We start from the raw sequence: 21,339 nt of genomic DNA on the forward strand, positions 1-21,339 counted from the left end.
GTAACAGGGGTCAGTGACGCAGATCTCTTGACAGCGCGCTCATTCAGAACAAAGCACCTGTTCAACGCCGAATTTCCGACATTGTGCACGGTGAAATGTCGGGCTTATCGGGCTATGTCCGTCACTAAGGCGCTTAGTACCCGCCGGAACGCCTGTGCTGCATGTCACCGACGCAGCCCCTTCGGGTGGGGTGACGTGTGACCGGGCTCATGTGGCCCCCGTCTCAGCGCAGTCGGCCCCGGCGGCACCCCGGGCCTGCCGCACCCCTGGGTGTCAGAGCGCTCCGGTGCGAGGCAGGGGGCCGGCCGACGCGACAGGCATGCGCACATCAATCGGCGCCAGGACGGCCGGGGTGGCCCTGGGCCGTGCCCGGCAAGTCCCGTCCGGACCGGCTCCGCTGCGAGTGCTCACAGCCCCGCCCGTGGCGGTGCGGGCCCGTTCCATGCCCTCACGGCCACCGCGCATCGCCGGAGCGTCCCGGTGACGGCCCACAGGCGGTCTCAGACGGCCTCAAGCGGCCCCGGAACGCCCAGACCAGCCCAGGCGGCCTCGGGCGGCCTCAGGCGGGCCCGGACGGCCTCGCACAACGGCTCAGACCCACCCGCGCACGGCTCAGGTCGCCCACGCACGGTGCCGCCTCGCCGACAGGTGCCGGCCGCCGCCACGGCGTCCTGCCGCCCCACGGACGGGGCGCGAGGCGTGCGGACAGGCCGAAGGGGCCGGTGCTCGAAGCACCGGCCCCTTCGGGTGCGCGCTGGGCGCTCAGGCGTCCTTGCTCAGGTTCGGACCGGCTCCGCCGGCCGCCTGCTCGATCGGCGGGACGTCCGGCAGGGCCGACTTCTCCTCGCCGCGGAAGGTGAAGGTCCGCTCCTCGCCCTCGCCCTCCGTGTCGACGACCACGATGTGGCCCGGACGCAGCTCGCCGAAGAGGATCTTCTCCGAGAGCGTGTCCTCGATCTCGCGCTGGATGGTCCGGCGCAGCGGCCGGGCGCCCAGCACGGGGTCGTAGCCCTTCTTGGCCAGCAGCTCCTTGGCGGACTGGGACAGCTCGATGCCCATGTCCCGGTCCTTCAGGCGCTCGTCCACCTTGCTGATCATCAGGTCGACGATCCGCAGGATGTCCTCCTGCGTCAGCTGCGGGAAGACCACCACGTCGTCGACACGGTTGAGGAACTCGGGCCGGAAGTGCTGCTTCAGCTCGTCCTGGACCTTGTTCTTCATCCGCTCGTAGTTGGTCTTCGTGTCGCCCTGCGCCGCGAAGCCCAGGTTGAAGCCCTTGGAGATGTCCCGGGTGCCGAGGTTGGTGGTCATGATGATGACCGTGTTCTTGAAGTCCACGACCCGGCCCTGGGAGTCGGTCAGGCGACCGTCCTCCAGGATCTGCAGCAGCGAGTTGAAGATGTCCGGGTGGGCCTTCTCGACCTCGTCGAAGAGGACCACGGAGAACGGCTTGCGCCGCACCTTCTCCGTCAGCTGGCCGCCCTCCTCGTAGCCCACGTAACCGGGGGGCGAACCGAAGAGACGGGAGACCGTGTGCTTCTCGCTGAACTCCGACATGTCGAGGGAGATCAGCGCGTCCTCGTCACCGAACAGGAACTCCGCCAGCGCCTTGGACAGCTCGGTCTTACCCACACCGGACGGGCCGGCGAAGATGAACGAGCCACCCGGACGCTTGGGGTCCTTCAGACCCGCACGGGTACGGCGGATCGCCTTGGACAGCGCCTTGACGGCGTCGTCCTGGCCGATGACCCGCTTGTGCAGCTCCTCCTCCATGCGGAGCAGGCGGCTGGACTCCTCCTCGGTGAGCTTGAAGACCGGGATGCCGGTGGCCGTGGCGAGGACCTCGGCGATCAGCTCGCCGTCGACCTCGGCGACGACGTCCATGTCGCCGGACTTCCACTCCTTCTCCCGCTTGGCCTTGGCGGCCAGGAGCTGCTTCTCCTTGTCGCGCAGGGAGGCGGCCTTCTCGAAGTCCTGCGAGTCGATCGCGGACTCCTTGTCCCGGCGCACCGCGGCGATCTTCTCGTCGAACTCGCGCAGGTCCGGCGGCGCGGTCATCCGGCGGATCCGCATCCGGGAGCCGGCCTCGTCGATCAGGTCGATCGCCTTGTCCGGCAGGAAGCGGTCCGAGATGTACCGGTCGGCCAGGGTGGCGGCCTGGACCAGGGCCTCGTCGGTGATGGAGACGCGGTGGTGCGCCTCGTACCGGTCGCGCAGGCCCTTGAGGATCTCGATGGTGTGCGGCAGGGACGGCTCGGCGACCTGGATGGGCTGGAAGCGGCGCTCCAGGGCCGCGTCCTTCTCCAGGTGCTTGCGGTACTCGTCCAGGGTGGTGGCACCGATGGTCTGCAGCTCGCCGCGGGCCAGCATCGGCTTGAGGATGGAGGCCGCGTCGATGGCGCCCTCGGCGGCGCCCGCGCCGACCAGCGTGTGCAGCTCGTCGATGAACAGGATGATGTCGCCGCGCGTGCGGATCTCCTTGAGCACCTTCTTCAGGCGCTCCTCGAAGTCACCGCGGTAGCGGGAGCCGGCCACCAGGGCGCCGAGGTCCAGGGTGTAGAGGTGCTTGTCCTTGAGGGTCTCGGGCACCTCGCCCTTGACGATGGCCTGCGCGAGGCCCTCGACGACGGCGGTCTTGCCGACACCGGGTTCACCGATCAGGACCGGGTTGTTCTTGGTACGGCGGGACAGCACCTGCATGACCCGCTCGATCTCCTTCTCGCGCCCGATGACCGGGTCGAGCTTGGACTCGCGGGCCGCCTGGGTGAGGTTCCGGCCGAACTGGTCGAGGACCAGGGACGTCGAGGGGGTGCCCTCGGCAGGCCCGCCGGCGGTGGCGGTCTCCTTGCCCTGGTAACCGGAGAGCAGCTGGATCACCTGCTGCCGCACGCGGTTGAGATCAGCGCCCAGCTTGACCAGGACCTGGGCGGCCACGCCCTCGCCCTCGCGGATCAGGCCGAGCAGGATGTGCTCCGTGCCGATGTAGTTGTGGCCCAGCTGGAGTGCCTCGCGGAGCGAGAGCTCCAGGACCTTCTTGGCACGGGGAGTGAAGGGGATGTGACCGGACGGCGCCTGCTGGCCCTGGCCGATGATCTCCTCCACCTGCTGGCGGACCGCCTCGAGCGAAATCCCGAGGCTCTCAAGGGCCTTGGCGGCGACACCCTCACCCTCGTGGATCAGGCCCAGGAGGATGTGCTCGGTGCCGATGTAGTTGTGGTTGAGCATCCGGGCTTCTTCCTGAGCCAGGACGACAACCCGCCGCGCGCGGTCGGTGAACCTCTCGAACATCGTTAATCGCTCCTCAGAGCGGTCAGGCAGTAAGGGGAACTTCCCCTCCCTGTCCTTCCGCAGCTTAGTCCCGCAAGCGGGGACCGCTCATTCCAACTGCCGACACCGTCGATGGCCTCCTGACCCCGAACGCCGACATATGCTCCAACCCGATGGTGCGAGACGATGTTCCCGCAGGCCAGGCAGTTACCCCAGTCGCCAGTACGCCGATGGCGAACGTGGGGCTCCGCCGCCCGGGTGCGGCCTGCGCGTCAACCCCTCCCACTAGGGATGTCTTACCCGCCGGCACCGACACTCCATGCGGCGCGCACCGCATCCCTCCGCTATGGGCGAACAACCTTGCGCCCCTCGCAGTCTTCGGACGGCACCGTTTTCGGCACTCTGCGTATCGGAGACGGCACTCGCAGTAACCGCACTCCGTCCTCGTCCGTTGCACCGGTCATGGTCGGCAGCCTCTCCACGCTCCCTCTCCCGGTCCCCGCGCCGCGCCGGCCGAGCGGCCCGGAGCGGTGGATCCGGAACTGGTACGAGAACGAACTGGGCTGGGCGACGGTGCCCGGATGGCCGGTGCGCCTCGTCGTGGGCCGCCGCTTCGACGTCCTGGACGTCCCGGCCGAGGCCGGGCGGGCGGCGCTGCGCCACCTGCGGCCTGGCTCCCCGGTGGCCGCCCAGGACGGCCGGATGCGGCTGCTGGTGGCCGCGGGCAGCGCTCAGGAGCTGCCGGGGCTGCTGCGCTGGCTGGAGTGGGACGGGGTAGGCCTGGACCTGGTGGCGCTGGGCGAGGGCACGCTCATGGACGCGCCGCCGCCCGGTGCCGGGGCGGCCGCGGCACGGCCGCCCGCCCGGGACCGTTCCGTCTCTCAGGGGGCCGCCGTATGGGTGCGGCCCCCTGGGCCAGGATGCGAGGTCGAGGCCTCGCTGCCGACGCTGTCGGCCTTGGGGGGCACGGGTGGCTCCCCCGATCTCGCACGAGTCGTGGACACGGTGGCAGCTCAGTGCCACCGGCTCCGGCTGCGGCGCGTGTGCGGCCGCCGGCCGGATCGCTCGTAGCCTTGCGCCGTCCGCCTGCCGTCGGCCGGGCGGCGGCCGTCGGTCGTCACCGGACCTCGCGTCAGGCGTTGGCCTTCTCGTAGGCCTCGCGGATGCTGGCCGGCACCCGGCCGCGGTCGTTCACCTCGTAGCCGTTGGCCTTCGCCCAGGCGCGAATCTGCGCGGTGTCCTGGCTGCCGCTGGACGAGGAGCGGCCCCTGCCGCGGCCGCCGGAAGCGCGGCCGCCGGTACGGCGTCCGTTCTTGACGTACGGCTCGAGAAGGCCGCGGAGCTTCTCCGCGTTGGCGGTGGTGAGATCGATCTCGTACGTCTTGCCGTCCAGCGCGAACGTCACGGTCTCGTCCGCCTCGCCGCCGTCGAGGTCGTCGACAAGAAGGACCTGAACCTTCTGTGCCACCGGATTTCCTTTCATCGATAACGTGAGGGCCGGGGTCGGGCGGCTTCCGCCGTTTCGCGGCCCCCTGTTATATGCAGTACTGCAGTACGTCGGAAAGCAAACCGCTTTTGCCGGAAAAACACAAACCCTTGGCCGCACCCGGGCCCTCGCCACCCGCCCGGAAACATCGCGTTTCGGACATAGGGTTCCCTCTGGCGCCCGGTCGGTCACAGATGCAGAAGCATCCGGCTGTTGCCCAGGGTGTTCGGTTTCACTCGTTCGAGGCCCAGGAACTCCGCGACACCCTCGTCATAGGAACGCAGCAGCTCGGCGTAGACGTCGGTGTCGACGGGCGTCTCGCCGATCTCCACGAAGCCGTGCTTGCTGAAGAACTCCACTTCGAAGGTCAGGCAGAATACGCGGCGAACGCCCAGCCAGCGCGCGGTCTGCAGCAGCTTCTCCAGCAACCGGTGGCCGACGCCGGCGCCCTTCAGGCCCGGCTTCACGGCGAGGGTGCGCACTTCCGCCAGGTCTTCCCACATCACGTGCAGCGCGCCGCAGCCGACGACCTCGGCGTTGTCGTCGCGTTCGGCGACCCAGAACTCCTGGATGTCCTCGTAAAGCGTCACCGTCGGTTTGTCGAGCAGGATGCGCTCGCTGGCATAGGTGTCCAGCAGCCGGCGCACGGCCCGGACATCGCTGGTCCGGGCCCGTCGGACGGTGACGGCTTTTGCGGTGACTTCGGGATGCTCTGCGGACATGAGCGGACGCTATCGCCCACGGCCGCCCGGTGCCGAGCCGGGGTTCTGCTCGCCGGTTTCGGCAGCGCCGGCGGTTTCACCGGCCGGGGCTCCGCCGGGCCTATCGGGGACTTCACCGGCGTCTTCGCGCCCGTCCTCGCCCGGATTGACCGCGTGGCCTTCCCGGCCGCGTTCCCCGCGGCCTTCCCCGGCGTCTTGTGCGGTGCCTAGTGCGGCGGGTTCGGCCGGACCTGTGGAGGGTTCGCGGGCGGGTTCGGCGGCGGCGTCTCGGGCGGTGCGTGCGCCGGTGCCTTCGGTGCCGGATCCGTGTGTGCCTTCGACGATGCGCACGGCATCACGCAGGGCCTGCCGCTGTTCCTCGCTCATCATTCCGAAGAAGGCCACGAGAGCGGCGGCGGCGTTGTCGCTCTGCGACCAGGCGTCGTTCATCAGCGCGGCGGCATAGGCGGCGCGTGTGGAGACCGCTTCATAACGATAGGCGCGGCCCTCGGCCTCGCGGCGCACCCACCCCTTCTGGTGGAGGTTGTCCAAAACCGTCATCACCGTGGTGTAGGCGATGGACCGCTCCCGCTGGAGGTCTTCCAGGACTTCCCGGACGGTCACCGGGCGGTTCCACTTCCACACCCGCGTCATGACCGCGTCTTCGAGTTCTCCCAGAGGGCGAGGCACAACTCAGACAATAGTGGGAAATGCCGCTCTTGGCGTGCCGACGTGACCCGCGTCAACGGAGGGGCGTACGGGGCGGCCCGGACGCGCCGCATCCAGGACGCGCGGCGGCCCGGCCTCGTCCGCGGCCCGCGCGGGACGTGGCACGCGCGCGACGCGGTGGCCGGGCGGGGAGTGCTCAGGAGGCGTCGGTGGACGCGCCGCCCGAGGTGCTCTGCCCGCTGTGCGCACGCGTCATGGCGTCCACGGCGGCGTCCTCCTTCGCCTTGGCCGCGCCGCCCTGGGTCTTCACGATCACCCTGACCAGAGCGATGAAAAAGGCCGCCATCACGACGGGCGGAACGAGTGCGGAGACGTAGTCCATGCGACCAGAGTAGCCACGGAGGCGGGACAAACAGGGGCGGGGTGGCGCGTCGCACCGCCGTACGAGGGACGGCACCACGCGCCGCACGAGGGGGCGCCGCCGCGCGCCGCGCTACACCGCGAGCCGCTGCTGCCGGTGCGGGTCGCCCGCCGGCGGGGTGGGCCGGCGGCGCGGGAACACCTCGCCGGGGGTGGGGATCGGCCGGCGGCCCGGCTTGGGGGCCGGGCGGGGCTGGGCGGGGGCCGGACGCTCGGCGGGCTTGGGCGCGGGCTTCCCGGCGGGCTTCTCGGCGGGCTTCTCGGTCTCGTCGCCCTCCTGGGCGCCCCGGGCACCGGGCAGACCGCACCGCGGGCCTGTCAGGCCCCGCAGGCCCTCCTGGGGCGCCCTGACGGCGTACAGAGGACTGCGGGAGGCCGGCACGACGGGCACGGCGGCGGCCGCGACGTCAGCCGCGGTGCGGGGCGCGGGCGGAGCGGGCGCGGCGAGGGCGGACGCCGGCGGCTCCTTTGGGACGCCCAAGCGGCGCAGCAGGGCGGCGGCGGCCGGGTTGCCGCGCAGGGCCCGCAGTGCCGCGAGGTCGTCGGCCACCGGCTGGTACCCGTCGTCCAGGGCCTGCCGCAGCAGGGTGCAGTAGCCGACGGCCGTGCCAGGCAGGGCCGCGCGGTAGCGGGCGAGATCGGCCACCAGGAACGCGCGCAACCGGTCGCCTTCGCGCATGGCCTCGTCGAGCGCCTCGGCGAGGCGGAGGCAGTCCTGCACGTCCTTCGCGCTGGCGGGACGGTCATGAAGGGCAACGGCGAGGGCGCGGCGGAGCACGCGCAGCTCCTGTGCGCCGAACACCATGGCGCCGCGGGTTCCGTATGGCGTGGGCATGGCCCGACGATACGCGCTAATCGGACAAATTCGACACATGACGCGGCCTTGTGGCGCGCCGTGCCGCGCGGACGCAGGAACCGGCAGGGGTCTCCGGGTGCGGTGTGGCGGGGCCGCCGCCTCGGCCGGGGCGGCGGCCCCGCGCGGTCACAGCCGGGAGACGTTGCGCTCGTAGACCAGGCGCAGGCCGATCAGGGTCAGCCAGGGCTCGTGCTCGTCGATCACGGAGGACTCGCCGAGCACCATCGGCGCCAGGCCGCCGGTGGCGATGACCGTCACCTCGTCGGGGTCGTCGGACAGCTCGCGGGCCATCCGGTCGACCACCCCGTCGACCTGGCCGGCGAACCCGTAGACGACGCCGGCCTGCATCGCCTCGACGGTGTTCTTGCCGATCACGCTGCGCGGCCGGGCCACCTCGATCTTGCGCAGCTGGGCGGCCCGCATGCCGAGGGCCTCCACGGAGATCTCGATGCCGGGCGCGATGACCCCGCCGACGTACTCGCCGCGCGCGGAGATCGCGTCGAACGTCGTCGCGGTGCCGAAGTCGACGACGATCGCCGGGCCGCCGTACAGCTCGTTGGCGGCGACCGCGTTGATGATGCGGTCGGCGCCGACCTCCTTGGGGTTGTCGAACAGGATCGGCACACCCGTCTTGACGCCGGGCTCGACCAGCACGGCCGGCACGTCGCCGTAGTACCGCCGGGTGACCTCGCGCAGCTCGTGCAGCACGGAGGGCACGGTCGCGCAGATCGCGATGCCGTCGATGCCGTCGCCCAGCTCGTCGCCGAGCAGCGGGTGCATGCCCATCAGGCCCTGCATCAGCACGGCCAGCTCGTCCGCGGTGCGGCGCGCGTCGGTGGAGATGCGCCAGTGCTCGACGATGTCCTCACCGTCGAACAGGCCGAGGACGGTGTGCGTGTTGCCTACGTCGATCGTCAGCAGCATCGGCGGTTCCTACTCCCCCGGTTCGCGCAGGTCGAGCCCGATGTCCAGGATGGGCGAGGAGTGTGTGAGGGCGCCCACGGCCAGGAAGTCCACCCCGGTCTCCGCGTAGGCGCGTGCGGTGGCGAGCGTGAGCCCGCCGGAGGCCTCCAGCAGCGCCCGGCCGCCGGTGATCGCGACGGCCTCCTCGCACTCGCCGGGCGTGAAGTTGTCCAGCAGGATCAGGTCGGCGCCCGCGTCCACGACCTCGCGCAGCTGGTGCAGGGTGTCGACCTCGACCTCGATCGGCACGTCCGGGAAGGTTTTCCGCACGGCCTGGAAGGCCGCGGCGACACCGCCGGCGGCCACCACGTGGTTGTCCTTGACCAGGGCGGCGTCCGACAGGGACATGCGGTGGTTGACGCCGCCGCCGCAGCGCACGGCGTACTTCTCCAGACTCCTCAGGCCGGGCGTGGTCTTGCGGGTGTCGCGGACCTCGGCCTTGGTGCCCTCCAGGGCGTCCGCCCACGCGCGGGTGGCGGTGGCGATGCCGGACAGATGGCACAGCAGGTTCAGCGCGCTGCGCTCGGCGGTCAGCAGGTCGCGGGTGCGGGTGGTGACCGACAGCAGCTTCTGCCCGGCCTCGACCCGGTCGCCGTCCAGCACGTGCCGCTCGACCTCGAACGCGTCGGTGCACACGACCGACAGCACCGCCTCGGCGATGTGCAGACCGGCCACCACGCCGGCCGTGCGCGCGGTGAAGTCGCCGGTGGCCACGGCGTCCTCGGGGATGGTCGCCACGGTCGTCACGTCCACGCCGCCGGCCAGGTCCTCCTGGACGGTGAGGTGGGCGACGTCCTCGACTTCCACCGGGTCGAGGCCGGCGTCGGCCAGCAGCTGGGCGAGCGCGGGATCGAGCCCGCACTCCACGTACTCGTCGTCGCCCTCCGCGCCGCAGGCGCAGCCGTCGCCGCAGCCTCCGGTCGGGGCGAGGGGAAGATCGTCGGTGCTCACGGGTGTCACTGCTCCTGACGGGGGCGGGGCGCGGGGGCCTTAGGGCGGGTCGGGGGGAAGCCCGCGCTGTCCGTGGTGTGCACGGCCAGGCTGCGGTCCGGGTTCAGGCGTACCACGATGTGGCGGCGCCAGCGGGCGTCGTCCCGGTCGGCGTGGTCCTCGCGCCAGTGGCAGCCGCGGGTCTCGGTGCGCATCCGGGCTGCGGCGACCAGGACGCGGGCGACGCACAGCAGGTTGGTGGCCTCCCAGGTGTCCACCCCGGGCTCGGCGGTCTTGCCGTCCTCCTCCAGGGCGCCGAGGGCCTCGGCGTGCAGGCGCTCCAGCCGGTCGGCGGCGGTGGCGAGCGAGGCGTCGGAGCGGAGCACGCCCGCCCCCTCGGTCATGATCCGCTGGATCGCGAACCGGGTCTCGGGCGCGAGCAGCGGCTCGGCGGGCCGGCCGGTGTGCGGCAGCGGCCGCGGCACGCGCGGGGCGAGGGTGCCGTCGGCGCGTTCCCGGACGATGTCGGCGGCGATCCGCTCGGCGTAGACCAGGCCCTCCAGCAGGGAGTTGGAGGCGAGGCGGTTGGCGCCGTGCACGCCGGTGCAGGCGACCTCGCCGCAGGCGTACAGGCCGGGCACGGTGGTGCGCCCGCGGGAGTCGGTGCGGACGCCGCCGGAGGCGTAGTGGGCGGCCGGCGCGACCGGGACGGGCTCGGTGACCGGGTCGATGCCGTGGGCGCGGCAGGCGGCCAGGATGGTCGGGAAGCGCTGTTCCCACATCGCGGCGCCGAAGTGCCGGGCGTCGAGGTACATGTGCTCGGCGTCCTGCTCCAGCATGCGCCGCAGGATGCCCTTGGCGACCACGTCGCGGGGCGCCAGCTCGGCCAGTTCGTGCCGGCCGGCCATGAAGCGCACGCCGTCGGCGTCGACCAGGTGGGCGCCCTCGCCGCGCACCGCCTCGGACACCAGCGGCTGCTGGCCCTCGGCGTCCGCGCCCAGGAAGAGCACCGTCGGGTGGAACTGCACGAACTCCAGGTCGGCAACCTCCGCGCCCGCGCGCAGGGCGAGCGCCACCCCGTCGCCGGTGGACACGGACGGGTTGGTGGTCGCGGAAAAGACCTGGCCCATGCCGCCGGTGGCCAGCACCACGGCGGGCGCGTGCACGGCGCCCACCCCGTCGTGCCGGCCCTCGCCCATGACGTGCAGGGTGACGCCGGCGGCGTGCCCCTCGGCGTCGGTGAGCAGGTCCAGGACGAGCGCGTGCTCGATGGTGCGCACCCCGCGGGCGCGGACCGCCTCCACCAGCGCCCGGGAGATCTCCGCGCCGGTCGCGTCGCCGCCGGCGTGCGCGATGCGGCGGCGGTGGTGACCTCCCTCGCGGGTGAGGTGGATGCCGCCCGCGTCGTCGGTGTCGAACCGCGCGCCGGTGTCCATCAGCCGCCGCACCGCGGCGGGGCCCTCGGTGACGAGGATCCGTACGGCCTCCTCGTCGCACAGGCCGGCGCCGGCGACCAGGGTGTCGTCCAGGTGCTGTGCGGGGGTGTCGCCCTCGCCGAGGGCCGCGGCGATGCCGCCCTGCGCCCAGCGGGTGGAGCCGTCGTCGAGCCGCGCCTTGGTGACGACGACCGTGCTCAGCCCGGCGTCCTGGCAGCGCAGCGCGGCGGTCAGGCCGGCCACGCCGGAGCCGACGATCACCACGTCGGCGTCGACGGACCAGCCGGGGGCGGGGGCGTGCAGCCGTATCCCGGTGCCGGTCACGAGACGGCTCCGGAAGCCTCGCCCGCTGCCTGGTCGGAGAGCAAGGAGCCGGGCTGCCCGGCGGCGTCCGGGGTGCCGGGGGCTCCGAAGGTCAGCGGCAGGTTGTCGATCAGCCGGGTGGTGCCCACCCGTGCGGCCACGGCGAGGACCGCCTCGCCGGTGAAGTCGTCGTCGATCTCGGTGAAGTCGGCCGGGTCCACCAGGGCGAGGTAGTCCAGCTCCAGCGGCGGGTCGAGCCGGGCGGCCTCGTCCAGGACCAGCCGGGCCGCGGCACGGACGGCCTCGGCGACCCCGGGGGACGCCTTGGCCACCGCGGCGGCGTCGGCGGCCGCGCGGGACTCCCCCAGGGCGCTGAGGGCCTCGGCCCGTGCCTGCGAGGACGGCACCTCACGGGCCCGGGCGCACAGCGCCTCCTGGGCGGCGAGCCGGTCCCGGCCCGCGAACAGGGCGCGGGACAGGGCGAGCGCGGTGCGCCGCTCCTGCGGGGACAGGTAGCGGTTGCGGCTGGACAGGGCCAGGCCGTCGTCCTCGCGCACGGTGGGCACGGCGACGATCTGCACGCCGAAGTTCAGGTCGCGCACCATGCGGCGGATCAGCGCGAGCTGCTGGGCGTCCTTCTGGCCGTACAGGGCGACGTCGGGGCGGGTGAGGTGGAGCAGCTTGGCGACGACGGTGAGCATGCCGTCGAAGTGCCCGGGGCGGGAGGCGCCCTCCAGGCGCTGCCCCATGGGGCCCGCGCTGATGCGGACCTCGGGCTCGCCGCCCGGGTAGACCTCCTCGACCGAGGGCGCGAAGACGACGTCGGCGCCGGAGATGCCGGCGAGCTTGACGTCCGCGTCCAGGGTCCGCGGGTAGCGGTCGAGGTCCTCGCCCTTGCCGAACTGCAGCGGGTTGACGAAGACCGTGACGACGACCTCGCCCTCGGGGCCGGCGATCTCGCGTGCGGTGCGGATCAGGGTGGCGTGCCCCTCGTGCAGCGCGCCCATGGTCATCACGACGGCCCGGGGGCCGGTGCGCGCGCGGGCGTGCAGTTCGGCGGCGGTGTGCAGGACAGTGGTGGTCATCGGGCGTCTCCCTCGGCGCCGTCGGTCCCGTTGGCGAGTACCCCGAGGAGGTCCTCGGCGAGTTCCGGTTTCAGCAGCCCGTGGGCGAGCGCGCGGTCGGCGGTCGCGCGGGCCATCGCCACGTACCCGGCGACGCTGTGCGGGGCGTGCCGGCGCAGCTCCGCGATGTGCGCGGCGACCGTGCCCGCGTCCCCGCGCGCGACGGGACCCGTCAGGGCGGCGTCACCGGAGCGCAGCGCGTTGTCGAGGGCGGCACCGAGCAGCGGGCCGAGCATCCGGTCGGGGGCGGCGACGCCCGCCGAGCGCAGCAGCTCCATGGACTGGGCGACCAGGGTGACCAGGTGGTTGGCGCCGAGCGCGAGGGCCGCGTGGTACAGCGGGCGCATCTCCTCGGCGATCCACTCCGGTTCGCCGCCCATCTCGATGACGAGGGCCTCCGCGGCCAGCCGCAGCTCCTCGGGGGCGGTGACGCCGAAGGAACACCCGGCCAGGCGCTGGACGTCGACGGACGTGCCGGTGAAGGTCATCGCCGGGTGCAGGGCCAGCGGCAGCGCGCCCGCGCGCAGGGCGGGGTCGAGCACCTTCGTGCCGTACCGCCCGGAGGTGTGCACGAGCAGCCGGCCCGGGCACACCGCCCCGGTGTCGGCGAGCCCTTGGACCAGGCCGGGCAGGGTGTCGTCGGGGACGGTCAGCAGCACCAGTTCGGCGCGCCGCAGCACCTCCGCGGGCGGCACCACGGGCACGCCGGGCAGCAGCTGCGCGGCCCGCCTGCGGGAGGCGTCGGAGACCGCGGAGACCGCGACCGGGCGGTGCCCGGCGAGCTGCAGTGACGCGGCCAGGGCGGGGCCCACGCGTCCGGCGCCCACGACGCCGACGGTGAGCCGCGCGGGACGGTCCTGGGGATCTGGCTGTTGGCTTGTACTCACGCGACGGCGGCCTTCCCGTTCCAGTCCGCTTCGGGTACCGGACGATTTCTCGTCATGCTAACGCGAATCGCCGGGAAGCGATCCGGCCGTCCACGGGCTGTGCGTCGTGGCACAGCGCCGGACCGCCCCTCGCGCGGCAGGCCCGGCGCGCGCCGGGCCGTGAGGCGGCCCGGCGTGCTGTCCCGGTTCCCTGCGGCCGGCGGGGCCGGGCGGCGCGCTCACACCAGCCGCCGGCCCTCCTCCAGGTAGCGCAGGACGGCGGCGACCCTGCGGTCCACGCGGTCGGTGGGGGCGAGGTCGAGCTTGGCGAAGATGTTGCGGATGTGCTTGTGCACGGCGCCCTCGGTGACGACGAGGCGCTCGGCGATGGCCGCGTTGCCCAGGCCCTCCGCCATCAGTTCGAGCACGTCGCGCTCGCGCGGGCTGAGCCGGTCCAGGCGGGAGTCCTGCCGGGTACGGGTCAGCAGCTGGGCCACGACCTCCGGGTCGATCGCGGTGCCGCCGTCCGCCACGCGCCGCAGCGCGGTCAGGAACTCCTCGACCCGGCCGACGCGCTCCTTGAGCAGGTAGCCGAGTCCGTCGACCCCGTCGCCGAGCAGGTCGGTGGCGAAGCTCTGCTCGACGTACGCGGACAGCACGAGCACGGGAAGCCCGGGGCGCCGCCGCCTGGCCTCGACGGCCGCGCGGATGCCTTCGTCGGTGTGGGTCGGGGGCATCCGTACGTCGAGGATGGCGACGTCCGGCCGGTGTTCCTCGATGGCGGCGAGCACCCCGTCGGGGGTGTCCGCGGTGGCCGCCACTTCCATGCCTTCGGCCCGCAGCAGCAGGGCGAGACCCTCGCGCAGCAACGGGTCGTCCTCAGCGATCACGATCCGCATGGAAGTTCCACCTGAAGGGTTGTCGGGCCGCCCGGCGGGCTGGTCAGGGAGAGAGTACCGTCGTGCGCGGCGACCCTGCGGCGCATTCCGGTCAGTCCCGAGCCGCCGTTCTCGTCGGCGCCGCCGCGGCCGTCGTCCTGCACCCGCAGCCGCAGCCGGCCGCCCGCACTGCGCACGGTGACGGTGGCCAGGCTCGCCCCGCTGTGCTTGGCGATGTTGGTCAGTGCCTCCGCCACGACGAAGTACGCGGTCGCCTCGACCGAGGCCGCGCACCGCTGGGGTACGTCGACGTCGATCCGGCACGGCACCGCGCAGTTGGCGGCGAGCGCGGACAGGGCGCCCTCCAGACCGCGGTCGTCCAGGACCGGCGGCAGGATGCTGCGGGAGACCGACCGCAGCTCCGCGAGGGCCTGTTCGGCGGCGGACTGGGCGCGCTCCAGCAGTTCCTCGGCGCCGGCCGGGTCGCGGGCCAGCATGCGGCGGGCCGCGCCGAGCAGCACGGTGACGCTGACGATGCGGTTCTGTGTGCCGTCGTGCAACGCCCGCTCGATGCGGCGCAGTTCGACCGCGTGGGCGTCGAGCGCGGCCGCCCGGGTCGCGGTCAGCTCCGCCACCCGCCGCGACAGGTCGACCTCCGGCCCGGCGACCAGCAGCCGGCGTCCGGGCCGCGCCTGCACGCGGGCCATGCCGGGGGTGAGCCCGAGCGAGATGAGGACCCAGCTCACCCCGAGCAGCGACACGGACAGCGCGTCCGGCCAGGAGTGCGCGGTGCCCAGGCCGATCGACGTCGCGGTGGCGTCGTCGGGCGCGAGACGCCAGTACAGCGGGAAGGTGATGTCGCGGACGGCGGCCGCCGGCAGCAGGGCGCCGAGCAGGCCCAGCAGCAGGCCCAGGGTGGCGTGCCGGACCAGCCAGCGCAGTTCCCGCCGGGTGGTGAGGTCGGCGAGCGCGGTCCGCACGTCGGTGGGCGGCGGGTCGGGGGCGATGACCTCCTCGCCCCAGCGGCCGAGCCGGGCGCGCTCCCGGCCGGCCAGGGCGTGCAGCGCGCGCAGCACGGCCGGTGCCATCAGCAGGCCGATCCCGGCCAGGCTCGTCACGGCGGTCACGGCCGCCCACAGCAGCACCAGGAGCGCCGGCAGCCCGGTGGACAGCCCGGAGGTGAGCTGCGCGATCCCGGCGCCGGCGCGCTGCATGGTCCGTACGACGCCGTCCTTGAGCCCGGCGCTCTCGCCGGCCGGCGGGGCGTCCTGCCGGGTGGTCATCGGTCTCCTCCCGTGGGTTCGCATGTCGGGGCGCCGGCGCCGGGTGCCGGGCCCGCCGTGCAGGGGCGCGCCGTGCAGGCGCGGGGCGGCCGTCCGTCTGCGGCGCCCGTGCCGACCCTAGGCCGCGCTCCCGCCCCCGGTCAGGGCCGAAGGGGCAGAAGTACAGCCTGCTGTACCTGAGCCGGGCGGCCTGCGGGATCGGAACGGAGCCCCGCGCGATCTAGCGTCGAAGACGTCACAAGACACCGCTCGGTTCGACAACGGAGGCTCTGATGACCGCGACCGACCCGTACCGCATCGCCGACCCCGCCGTCTCCTGCGCCGGCACCCGCCCGAGCGCCGACGCCCCGGCCCGGACCGACGTGCTGCGCCTGGTGCTGTGGACCCTGGTCGTCGTCAGCGCGGCCGGCAACATGGCGGCCTCGATCCTGAACGCCGCCATGTGGACGCACCTGCTCAGCGGCGTCGTCACCCTCGTCTGCGGCGGGACGCTCGTGACGCGAAGCGTGCAAGGACGCCGGTGACCTGGGCGTACAGCTCGCCGAGATCCGCCTCCCCCGCCGAACGGCGGGGTTTTTTCGTGCTCGGCCGGAACGCGCCCGCCGCGCGGCTCCTCCCGCCGCACCCGACCACGTGGACCGAGACGGACTGACCTCCTCGGCACGGTCGCGCGGGCAGCGGCCCGCGGCGCTGCCCGAGCGAAGCACCGCCGCCACCGCCCGCACAACGTGCGCCCCCCTGCCCCAACGGTCCCGGACGGCCGGGGCAACGGCCCCCGGACAGCCGGGAGAACGACCCCGGACAGCCGGGAGAACGACCACAGCGCCGGCCGGTCGGCGTATCCGTCCGACCGGCCGGCGCGAGCAAGCAGACAGCGCGACGCCCGCGGGGAAGGGGGAGCGGCCGCGTTCCCCCCTCCCCGCGGGCGCGTTGCGGGGTCATCCCCTCGGGCGCGTCGCGGGGGTCACCGCGAAGGCGTCGTGCGGCTCGTGCCCAGGCGGCCCCGGGTGGCCACGAGGATGATCAGCGCCGCCGCGAAGGAGCTGACCAGGAAGGCGTGGGAGCCGTAGGCGGCGTCGGCGTTCGGGAACATGTCCGACCAGGCCGTGGAGATGAAGTTGTTGACGCTGGTGTGGGTCAGCATGACCAGCGGCATGCTCTCGCCGGTGCGGTTGAACACCCACGTCATGACGAAGCTGAAGGCGAGGGTGGTCGCCATGAACTCGGCCACCGGCGTGATGTCGTGCGCCGGGCCGCCCCAGTCGGTCAGGAACAGGGGCAGGTGCCAGGCGCCCCACAGGACGCCGACGACGACGGTGGCGAGCAGGGGACCGTAGCGGCGCTGCATCCGGGGCATCGCGAACTCGCGCCAGCCGGGCTCCTCGGCCAGACCCGTCGTGATCATCTGCAGCACCAGGCCGGGCAGGAAGGCGGCGAGGACGGCCGCGGACGGCATGGCGGGCGACTGGTCGGTCAGGGCGGTGGTGGCCAGGGTCAGCGCGGCGGGCACCGAGACGATGACCAGGAGGTACCAGAACCAGCCGACCCTGAACCGGGTCATGCGCCGGCGCCAGGTGCGCAACCCCTCACGGCCCTCGCAGGCCACGGTCACCGTGAGCGCCGAGGCGATGGGTCCGAGGTAGGCGCCCGGCAGCACACCGAGCAGCTGACTGCCCAGGTCACCGCCGGGGAACGTGAAGTCCCAGGCGCCGACGCCGTTGTGGGACAGGATGTACGGCGTCCAGGCCAGCCAGCTGAGCGCGAAGGCCAGCACGAAGAAGGAGACCAGCGGGGCCCGGCGGAGCAGGGCTCCCGGCCCGCGCCCCGGCTCCTTCTGCCCAGGGTGCGGGTGCGGGTTCTGCCCAGGGTGCGGGTGCGGGTTCTGCCCGGGGTGCGGGTGCGGGGCGAGCGGACGGGCGGCCTCGGCAACGGTGCTCTGCGGGTTCACCGGAACTCCTTCGGGACGTCTCAACTGACGTTCAACTGACGGAAAAAGCACACCAGTTGAGCCACTCGAAGTCGCTGCCGCGCACACCCCGATTCCAGGTACAGCAGGCTGTACGCCGGCCCTCCCGCCCTCGGGAATCTCCAGGTGGACCATGGCCCGCGCCGGGCCGGGAAGGCATGATCCACGTCATGAGCGACGGCACGGAACAGAGCGGCACGGCAGAACGAAACGGCACGAACAGGGCGGCGGAGCCGGACGGGCAGGCGCCCGGAGACACGCCGCCGAGCGACACGGAGCGGCGCATACGGCTGGGCAAGCGGCGCAAGGCCGCGCACCGCGAGGCGCGGCGGGTGCTGGCCCGCCTCGGGGTCCAGGCGACGCTGCGCGAACGCCTGGCGCTGCTGGAGCGGGCGCAGGACGTCTACGACCTGGACGAGCCCGCGGACGTCTACGGCAACGGCGTCGTCGCGGCCCTGGAGGAGAAGGTCGCCGGGCTGCTCGGCAAGGAGGCCGCCGCCTTCTTCCCGACGGGCACGATGGCCCAGCAGGTCGCGCTGCGCTGCTGGGCGGGCCGTACCGGGAACCCGGCCGTCGCGCTGCACGCCCTGGCCCACCCCGAGGTGCACGAACGCGACGCCTTCAGCGAGGTCAGCGGCCTGCGCCCGCTCCGCCTCACCACCGAGGAGCGTCCGCCGACCGCCGAGGAGGTGCGCGACTTCGAGGAACCCTTCGGCACGCTGATGCTCGAACTCCCCCTCCGGGACGCCGGTTTCGTGCTGCCCACGTGGGAGGAGCTGACCGCCGTCGTGGCGGCGGCGCGCGAGCGGGAGGCGGTGGTGCACTTCGACGGCGCCCGCCTGTGGGAGTCCACCGTCCACTTCGGCCGCTCCCTCGCCGAGATCGCGGACCTGGCCGACAGCGTGTACGTGTCGTTCTACAAGTCCCTGGAGGGCTACGGCGGCGCCGCGCTCGCCGGTCCGAGGACGCTGATCGAGGAGGCGACCGTCTGGCGGCACCGGTACGGCGGCCAGGTGTTCCAGCAGTTCCCGACGGCCCTGTCCGCGCTCGTCGGCCTGGAGCGGCAGCTGCCCCGGCTGCCGGAGTACGTGGCGCACGCGCGCGTGGTGGCCGCCGCGCTGCGGGAGGGGCTGGCCGAGGCCGGCGTGCCGTGGGTGCGTGTGCACCCCGAGGTGCCGCACACCCACGACTTCCAGGTGTGGCTGCCGTACGACGCCGACGAGGCGGCCGAGGCGGCGGTGCGCACGGCCGAGGAGACCGGGACCATGCTGTTCTCCGGCAGCTGGCACCGCACAGGCCCGGGGCTGTCCGCCACCGAGGTCATGGTGCGGGCCGCGGGCCTTGAGTGGACACCGGCGGACGTGAAGGAGGCGGCCGCGCAGTTCGTCGCACGGTTGAGCGGTGCCGCCTCCGGCGTCAGGTAGCTCCACTCCGGCGCCCCGGTCGTCCCGGCTGCGCCGGCAGGGCCGGGAGCGTCGCGTCGGTCGACGGACGCCGTCGGCCGACGGCCGGGCTGTCGGCGGCGGCGTTCTCCGGCCTGGGGCCGGCCTGCCGGGCCGTCAGTCGAACCGGATGTGCCGGACGCCCACCGCCGCCTGCCGCAGCCGGGTGCGCACCCGGCCCTCGCGGTTGGGGCGCAGCGTCAGTCCGGCCAGGACCGCTATCCGGTCGGCGGTCTTCGGCACCGTGAAGCCGTCCGTCCACAGATGCTCGGCGAACTCCGGCTCCCGCAGCCGCTGAAGGCAGTGGTCGAGCTGCCGCACCGCCCAGCTGTCCCCGCCGGTGCCGGTGCCCTTGCCGGTCACGGCGCGCACGGCGCGCCCGAGCCGGCGTTCCCTGAGCCTTTTGAGCACCGTCTCGCGCTCGGCGAGCAGGGTGAAGTGGCGTACGTCGTGGCCGAGGTCGCGCAGCCGGCCCACGGTCTCGGCGAAGCAGCCGGGGTCGGTGACGGTCATCGGGGCGATCACCACGCCCTCGTGCCGGGTGAGCACCAGGTCGAGCACCTCCACCACGCCCTGCCGCCAGGCGGCCAGGTCGCGGAAGTCGCCGCGCAGTGCGGGCGGCAGCATGCGGTGCAGGCCGAAGCCCGCGTGCTCGGGATCGCAGATCACGCTGCCGGGCAGCCGGCGGTGGATCTCGTGTGCGGTCTGTGTCTTGCCGCCCCCGAAGGGGCCGTTGATCCACAGGAGCATGCGCAGACCCTACCGACGGCTACTCGCCCGGCACAGGCCCTTCATCCGCGCCCGCCCACGCGCACCAGGCCCGTCTCGTAGGCCATCACCACCACCTGCACCCGGTCCCTGAGACCGAGCTTGGTCAGGATGCGGCCCACATGGGTCTTCACGGTCGCCTCGGACAGCACCAGCCGCGCGGCGATCTCACCGTTCGACAAACCCTGCGCGACCAGCACCATCACCTCCCGCTCGCGGTCGGTGAGCCGCTGCAGCTCCGTGTGCCGCGGTTCGCGGCCCGTGGACGGCAGCATGGGCGCGAACCGGTCCAGCAGCCGCCGGGTGGTGGACGGGGCGACGACGGCGTCCCCGCTGTGCACGGCACGGATCGCGGCGAGCAGGTCGCCCGGCGGCACGTCCTTGAGCATGAACCCGCTCGCGCCCGCCTTCAGGGCGGAGAAGGCGTACTCGTCGAGGTCGAAGGTGGTCAGGATCAGCACCTTCGGCGCGTCCGGCTCCGCGCAGATCCGCCGGGTGGCCTCCACCCCGTCCAGCTTCGGCATGCGGACGTCCATCAGGACGACGTCCACGTCCGTGGTCGCCAGCGCCCGCAGGGCCTCGACGCCGTCGCCCGCCTCCGCGACGACCTCCATGTCCGGCTGGGCGGCAAGCACCATCCGGAAGCCGGTGCGCAGCAGCGCCTGGTCGTCGACGAGCATCACGCGGATCGTCATCGAGGTCCTTTCCGTCGTGTCGTGCGCGGGTCACGGTCGGCGTGACAGGCGCGGGCAGGGGTCACACGGGGGTGTGCGGCGGCGTCTCAGTGCGCCGGTTTGAGCGGCAGCAGGGCGCTGATGCGGAAGCCTCCCCCCGGGCGCGGGCCCGCGTCCAGCGTGCCGCCGACCATGCCGACGCGTTCCCGCATGCCGATCAGCCCGTGGCCCTGACCGTCGAGGCCGCCCTCCTGGTACAGCTCCTGCGGGGCGCCCTTGCCGTCGTCCTCCACGAGCAGGCCGAGCCCGTCGTCGAAGTACACCAGCCGCACGCTGGCGCCCACGTCGGGACCGCCGTGCTTGCGGGTGTTGGTCAGGGCCTCCTGCACGATGCGGTACGCGGTCAGCTCCACGCCGCTGGGCAGCGGGCGCGGGGTGCCCTCGATCCGGAAGTCGACGGACAGCCCGGAGCCGCGGCACTGCTCGACCAAGTCCTTGATCTGCGCCACGTCGGGCTGCGGCACGTACTCGCCGCCCTCCTGGTGCTCGCCGGTGCGCAGCACGCCCAGCAGCCGGCGCATCTCGGCGAGGGCCTGCCGGCCGGTGGAGGAGATGGTCGCCAGGGCCTTCTTCGCCTGGTCGGGCGCGGTGTCCAGGACGTAGGCGGCGCCGTCGGCCTGCACCACCATCACCGACACGTTGTGCGCCACCACGTCGTGCAGCTCGCGCGCGATCCGGGCGCGTTCGGCGGCCACCGCCACCTTGGCCTGCGCCTCGCGCTCCTTCTCCAGCCGGGAGGCCCGCTCCTCCAGCTGCGCGAAGTAGGCGCGGCGGGTGCGCATCGAGTCGCCCAGCACCCAGGCCAAGGCGAACGGCACCGTCTGGAACAGGGCCATGGCGATCTGCCCGGCTGGGGTCACCTCCTGCTGGGGCCAGCGGATCTGCGCCACGGTGGCCGCGCACAGCCCGCCGCCCAGAGCCAGCCGCGAGGCCCAGCGGGCCCCGATCGCGGCGGCCGTGTAGATGATCACCAGCAGCGCGAAGTCGGCGACCACCGCCCCGATGTCGAAGACCAGCTGCGCCAGCCCGGTCGCCGCCGCCAGCAGCACCATCTTCTCCGGCATGCGCCGGCGCAGCGCGACGACCACGCACAGCACGAACGACACTCCGACCGCGCCCCACCCGTGCCGCCCCGGTATCCCCTCCAGGCTCCACGCCGTCATGCAGGACAGCCCGAGCAGCACGAGGGCCCAGAAGCCGTCGACCCACGTCGGGTGCCTGCGGATGAACTCGTAGAGGCGCTGCAC

General features: G+C 73.3%; 20 protein-coding genes. 3 read left to right on the plus strand and 17 right to left on the minus strand.

All coding sequences use genetic code 11. The features are described 5' to 3' along the window. Positions 1 to 762: 762 nt before the first annotated feature. Positions 763 to 3,288 (minus strand): ATP-dependent Clp protease ATP-binding subunit, encoded by a 2,526-nt coding sequence (locus IE286_RS12745; protein ID WP_189796802.1) that lies wholly within the window; start codon positions 3,286 to 3,288, stop codon positions 763 to 765. Between the two features lie 441 nt (positions 3,289 to 3,729). Between IE286_RS12745 and IE286_RS12750 the strand changes: the two genes are divergently transcribed. After that, on the plus strand, positions 3,730 to 4,338 hold the full coding sequence (locus tag IE286_RS12750) for an SCO3374 family protein (protein ID WP_189796803.1): 609 nt from the start codon (positions 3,730 to 3,732) through the stop codon (positions 4,336 to 4,338). A 61-nt stretch (positions 4,339 to 4,399) separates the two neighbouring features. On the opposite strand, the gene IE286_RS12755 is transcribed toward IE286_RS12750, so the two are convergent. From IE286_RS12755 to IE286_RS12810, 12 genes are all read right to left on the minus strand, one after another. Continuing rightward, complete coding sequence (locus IE286_RS12755) at positions 4,400 to 4,735, minus strand: histone-like nucleoid-structuring protein Lsr2 (RefSeq protein WP_189796804.1); 336 nt, start codon at positions 4,733 to 4,735, stop codon at positions 4,400 to 4,402. A 206-nt stretch (positions 4,736 to 4,941) separates the two neighbouring features. Then, positions 4,942 to 5,475 carry an amino-acid N-acetyltransferase gene (locus IE286_RS12760; protein WP_189796805.1) on the minus strand — a complete coding sequence of 178 codons (534 nt, stop codon included), beginning with the start codon at positions 5,473 to 5,475 and terminating at the stop codon, positions 4,942 to 4,944. Positions 5,476 to 5,484: 9 nt separating this feature from the next. Beyond that, the gene (locus IE286_RS27175; RefSeq protein ID WP_229862575.1) at positions 5,485 to 6,108 is read right to left on the minus strand and encodes a BlaI/MecI/CopY family transcriptional regulator; all 624 of its coding nucleotides are present in this window, start codon (positions 6,106 to 6,108) and stop codon (positions 5,485 to 5,487) included. A gap of 211 nt (positions 6,109 to 6,319) precedes the next feature. Then, positions 6,320 to 6,505: a hypothetical protein gene (locus IE286_RS12770; RefSeq protein ID WP_189796806.1), complete on the minus strand. Its 186-nt coding sequence runs from the start codon at positions 6,503 to 6,505 to the stop codon at positions 6,320 to 6,322. A gap of 111 nt (positions 6,506 to 6,616) precedes the next feature. Next, positions 6,617 to 7,348, minus strand: coding sequence for a serine/threonine-protein kinase (locus IE286_RS12775; RefSeq protein ID WP_189796895.1), 732 nt, complete (start codon positions 7,346 to 7,348; stop codon positions 6,617 to 6,619). 177 nt (positions 7,349 to 7,525) lie between these two features. Next, positions 7,526 to 8,323 carry a type III pantothenate kinase gene (locus tag IE286_RS12780; protein WP_125500076.1) on the minus strand — a complete coding sequence of 266 codons (798 nt, stop codon included), beginning with the start codon at positions 8,321 to 8,323 and terminating at the stop codon, positions 7,526 to 7,528. 9 nt (positions 8,324 to 8,332) lie between these two features. Beyond that, entirely contained in the window at positions 8,333 to 9,313 is a 981-nt protein-coding gene (gene nadC / locus IE286_RS12785) for a carboxylating nicotinate-nucleotide diphosphorylase (RefSeq protein ID WP_189796807.1), read from the minus strand. Positions 9,314 to 9,318: 5 nt separating this feature from the next. Further along, on the minus strand, positions 9,319 to 11,052 hold the full coding sequence (locus IE286_RS12790) for an L-aspartate oxidase (protein ID WP_189796808.1): 1,734 nt from the start codon (positions 11,050 to 11,052) through the stop codon (positions 9,319 to 9,321). Continuing rightward, positions 11,049 to 12,116: a pantoate--beta-alanine ligase gene (gene panC / locus IE286_RS12795; RefSeq protein ID WP_189796809.1), complete on the minus strand. Its 1,068-nt coding sequence runs from the start codon at positions 12,114 to 12,116 to the stop codon at positions 11,049 to 11,051. The genes IE286_RS12790 and panC overlap by 4 nt, the downstream gene beginning before the upstream one ends. Then, the gene (locus IE286_RS12800; RefSeq protein ID WP_189796810.1) at positions 12,113 to 13,042 is read right to left on the minus strand and encodes a Rossmann-like and DUF2520 domain-containing protein; all 930 of its coding nucleotides are present in this window, start codon (positions 13,040 to 13,042) and stop codon (positions 12,113 to 12,115) included. The genes panC and IE286_RS12800 overlap by 4 nt, the downstream gene beginning before the upstream one ends. 218 nt (positions 13,043 to 13,260) lie before the next feature. Beyond that, a complete protein-coding gene (locus IE286_RS12805; RefSeq protein ID WP_189796811.1) occupies positions 13,261 to 13,920 on the minus strand; it encodes a response regulator transcription factor in 660 nt (219 codons plus the stop codon). Continuing rightward, a complete protein-coding gene (locus IE286_RS12810; RefSeq protein ID WP_189796812.1) occupies positions 13,908 to 15,182 on the minus strand; it encodes a sensor histidine kinase in 1,275 nt (424 codons plus the stop codon). Before IE286_RS12810 ends, IE286_RS12805 begins: the two co-directional genes overlap by 13 nt. Positions 15,183 to 15,454: 272 nt before the next feature. On the opposite strand from IE286_RS12810, the gene IE286_RS12815 reads away from it, so the two are divergent. Continuing rightward, positions 15,455 to 15,706: a hypothetical protein gene (locus tag IE286_RS12815; RefSeq protein WP_189796904.1), complete on the plus strand. Its 252-nt coding sequence runs from the start codon at positions 15,455 to 15,457 to the stop codon at positions 15,704 to 15,706. Between the two features lie 440 nt (positions 15,707 to 16,146). Here IE286_RS12815 and IE286_RS12820 read toward each other — a convergent pair whose 3' ends face one another. Continuing rightward, positions 16,147 to 17,130 carry a CPBP family intramembrane glutamic endopeptidase gene (locus tag IE286_RS12820; RefSeq protein ID WP_308115065.1) on the minus strand — a complete coding sequence of 328 codons (984 nt, stop codon included), beginning with the start codon at positions 17,128 to 17,130 and terminating at the stop codon, positions 16,147 to 16,149. Positions 17,131 to 17,318: 188 nt separating this feature from the next. Between IE286_RS12820 and IE286_RS12825 the strand changes: the two genes are divergently transcribed. Further along, positions 17,319 to 18,572: a threonine aldolase family protein gene (locus IE286_RS12825; RefSeq protein ID WP_372462545.1), complete on the plus strand. Its 1,254-nt coding sequence runs from the start codon at positions 17,319 to 17,321 to the stop codon at positions 18,570 to 18,572. Positions 18,573 to 18,707: 135 nt separating this feature from the next. Here the strand turns inward: IE286_RS12825 and IE286_RS12830 are convergent, their stop codons facing one another. The 3 genes from IE286_RS12830 to IE286_RS12840 all read right to left on the minus strand — a co-directional run bounded on the left by IE286_RS12830 (position 18,708) and on the right by IE286_RS12840 (position 21,339). Further along, entirely contained in the window at positions 18,708 to 19,340 is a 633-nt protein-coding gene (locus IE286_RS12830) for an AAA family ATPase (protein ID WP_189796815.1), read from the minus strand. A 41-nt stretch (positions 19,341 to 19,381) separates the two neighbouring features. Further along, positions 19,382 to 20,053: a response regulator gene (locus tag IE286_RS12835; protein WP_189796816.1), complete on the minus strand. Its 672-nt coding sequence runs from the start codon at positions 20,051 to 20,053 to the stop codon at positions 19,382 to 19,384. Positions 20,054 to 20,139: 86 nt separating this feature from the next. Continuing rightward, positions 20,140 to 21,339, minus strand: a complete 1,200-nt coding sequence (locus IE286_RS12840; protein WP_189796817.1) for a sensor histidine kinase — start codon at positions 21,337 to 21,339, stop codon at positions 20,140 to 20,142.

Origin of the sequence: Streptomyces thermodiastaticus (assembly GCF_014656135.1) — a bacterium.
GTDB lineage: Bacteria > Actinomycetota > Actinomycetes > Streptomycetales > Streptomycetaceae > Streptomyces > Streptomyces thermodiastaticus.

Bases quoted from the DNA above. Each gene is read 5' to 3' on its own strand.
- IE286_RS12745 (WP_189796802.1), bottom strand. From the start codon at position 3,288: ATGTTCGAGAGGTTCACCGACCGCGCGCGGCGGGTTGTCGTCCTGGCT.
- IE286_RS12750 (WP_189796803.1), top strand. From the start codon at position 3,730: ATGGTCGGCAGCCTCTCCACGCTCCCTCTCCCGGTCCCCGCGCCGCGC.
- IE286_RS12760 (WP_189796805.1), bottom strand. From the start codon at position 5,475: ATGTCCGCAGAGCATCCCGAAGTCACCGCAAAAGCCGTCACCGTCCGA.
- IE286_RS27175 (WP_229862575.1), bottom strand. From the start codon at position 6,108: ATGACGCGGGTGTGGAAGTGGAACCGCCCGGTGACCGTCCGGGAAGTC.
- IE286_RS12770 (WP_189796806.1), bottom strand. From the start codon at position 6,505: ATGGACTACGTCTCCGCACTCGTTCCGCCCGTCGTGATGGCGGCCTTT.
- IE286_RS12775 (WP_189796895.1), bottom strand. From the start codon at position 7,348: ATGGTGTTCGGCGCACAGGAGCTGCGCGTGCTCCGCCGCGCCCTCGCC.
- IE286_RS12780 (WP_125500076.1), bottom strand. From the start codon at position 8,323: ATGCTGCTGACGATCGACGTAGGCAACACGCACACCGTCCTCGGCCTG.
- panC (WP_189796809.1), bottom strand. From the start codon at position 12,116: ATGACCACCACTGTCCTGCACACCGCCGCCGAACTGCACGCCCGCGCG.
- IE286_RS12805 (WP_189796811.1), bottom strand. From the start codon at position 13,920: ATGCGGATCGTGATCGCTGAGGACGACCCGTTGCTGCGCGAGGGTCTC.
- IE286_RS12810 (WP_189796812.1), bottom strand. From the start codon at position 15,182: ATGACCACCCGGCAGGACGCCCCGCCGGCCGGCGAGAGCGCCGGGCTC.
- IE286_RS12815 (WP_189796904.1), top strand. From the start codon at position 15,455: ATGACCGCGACCGACCCGTACCGCATCGCCGACCCCGCCGTCTCCTGC.
- IE286_RS12825 (WP_372462545.1), top strand. From the start codon at position 17,319: ATGAGCGACGGCACGGAACAGAGCGGCACGGCAGAACGAAACGGCACG.
- IE286_RS12830 (WP_189796815.1), bottom strand. From the start codon at position 19,340: ATGCTCCTGTGGATCAACGGCCCCTTCGGGGGCGGCAAGACACAGACC.
- IE286_RS12835 (WP_189796816.1), bottom strand. From the start codon at position 20,053: ATGACGATCCGCGTGATGCTCGTCGACGACCAGGCGCTGCTGCGCACC.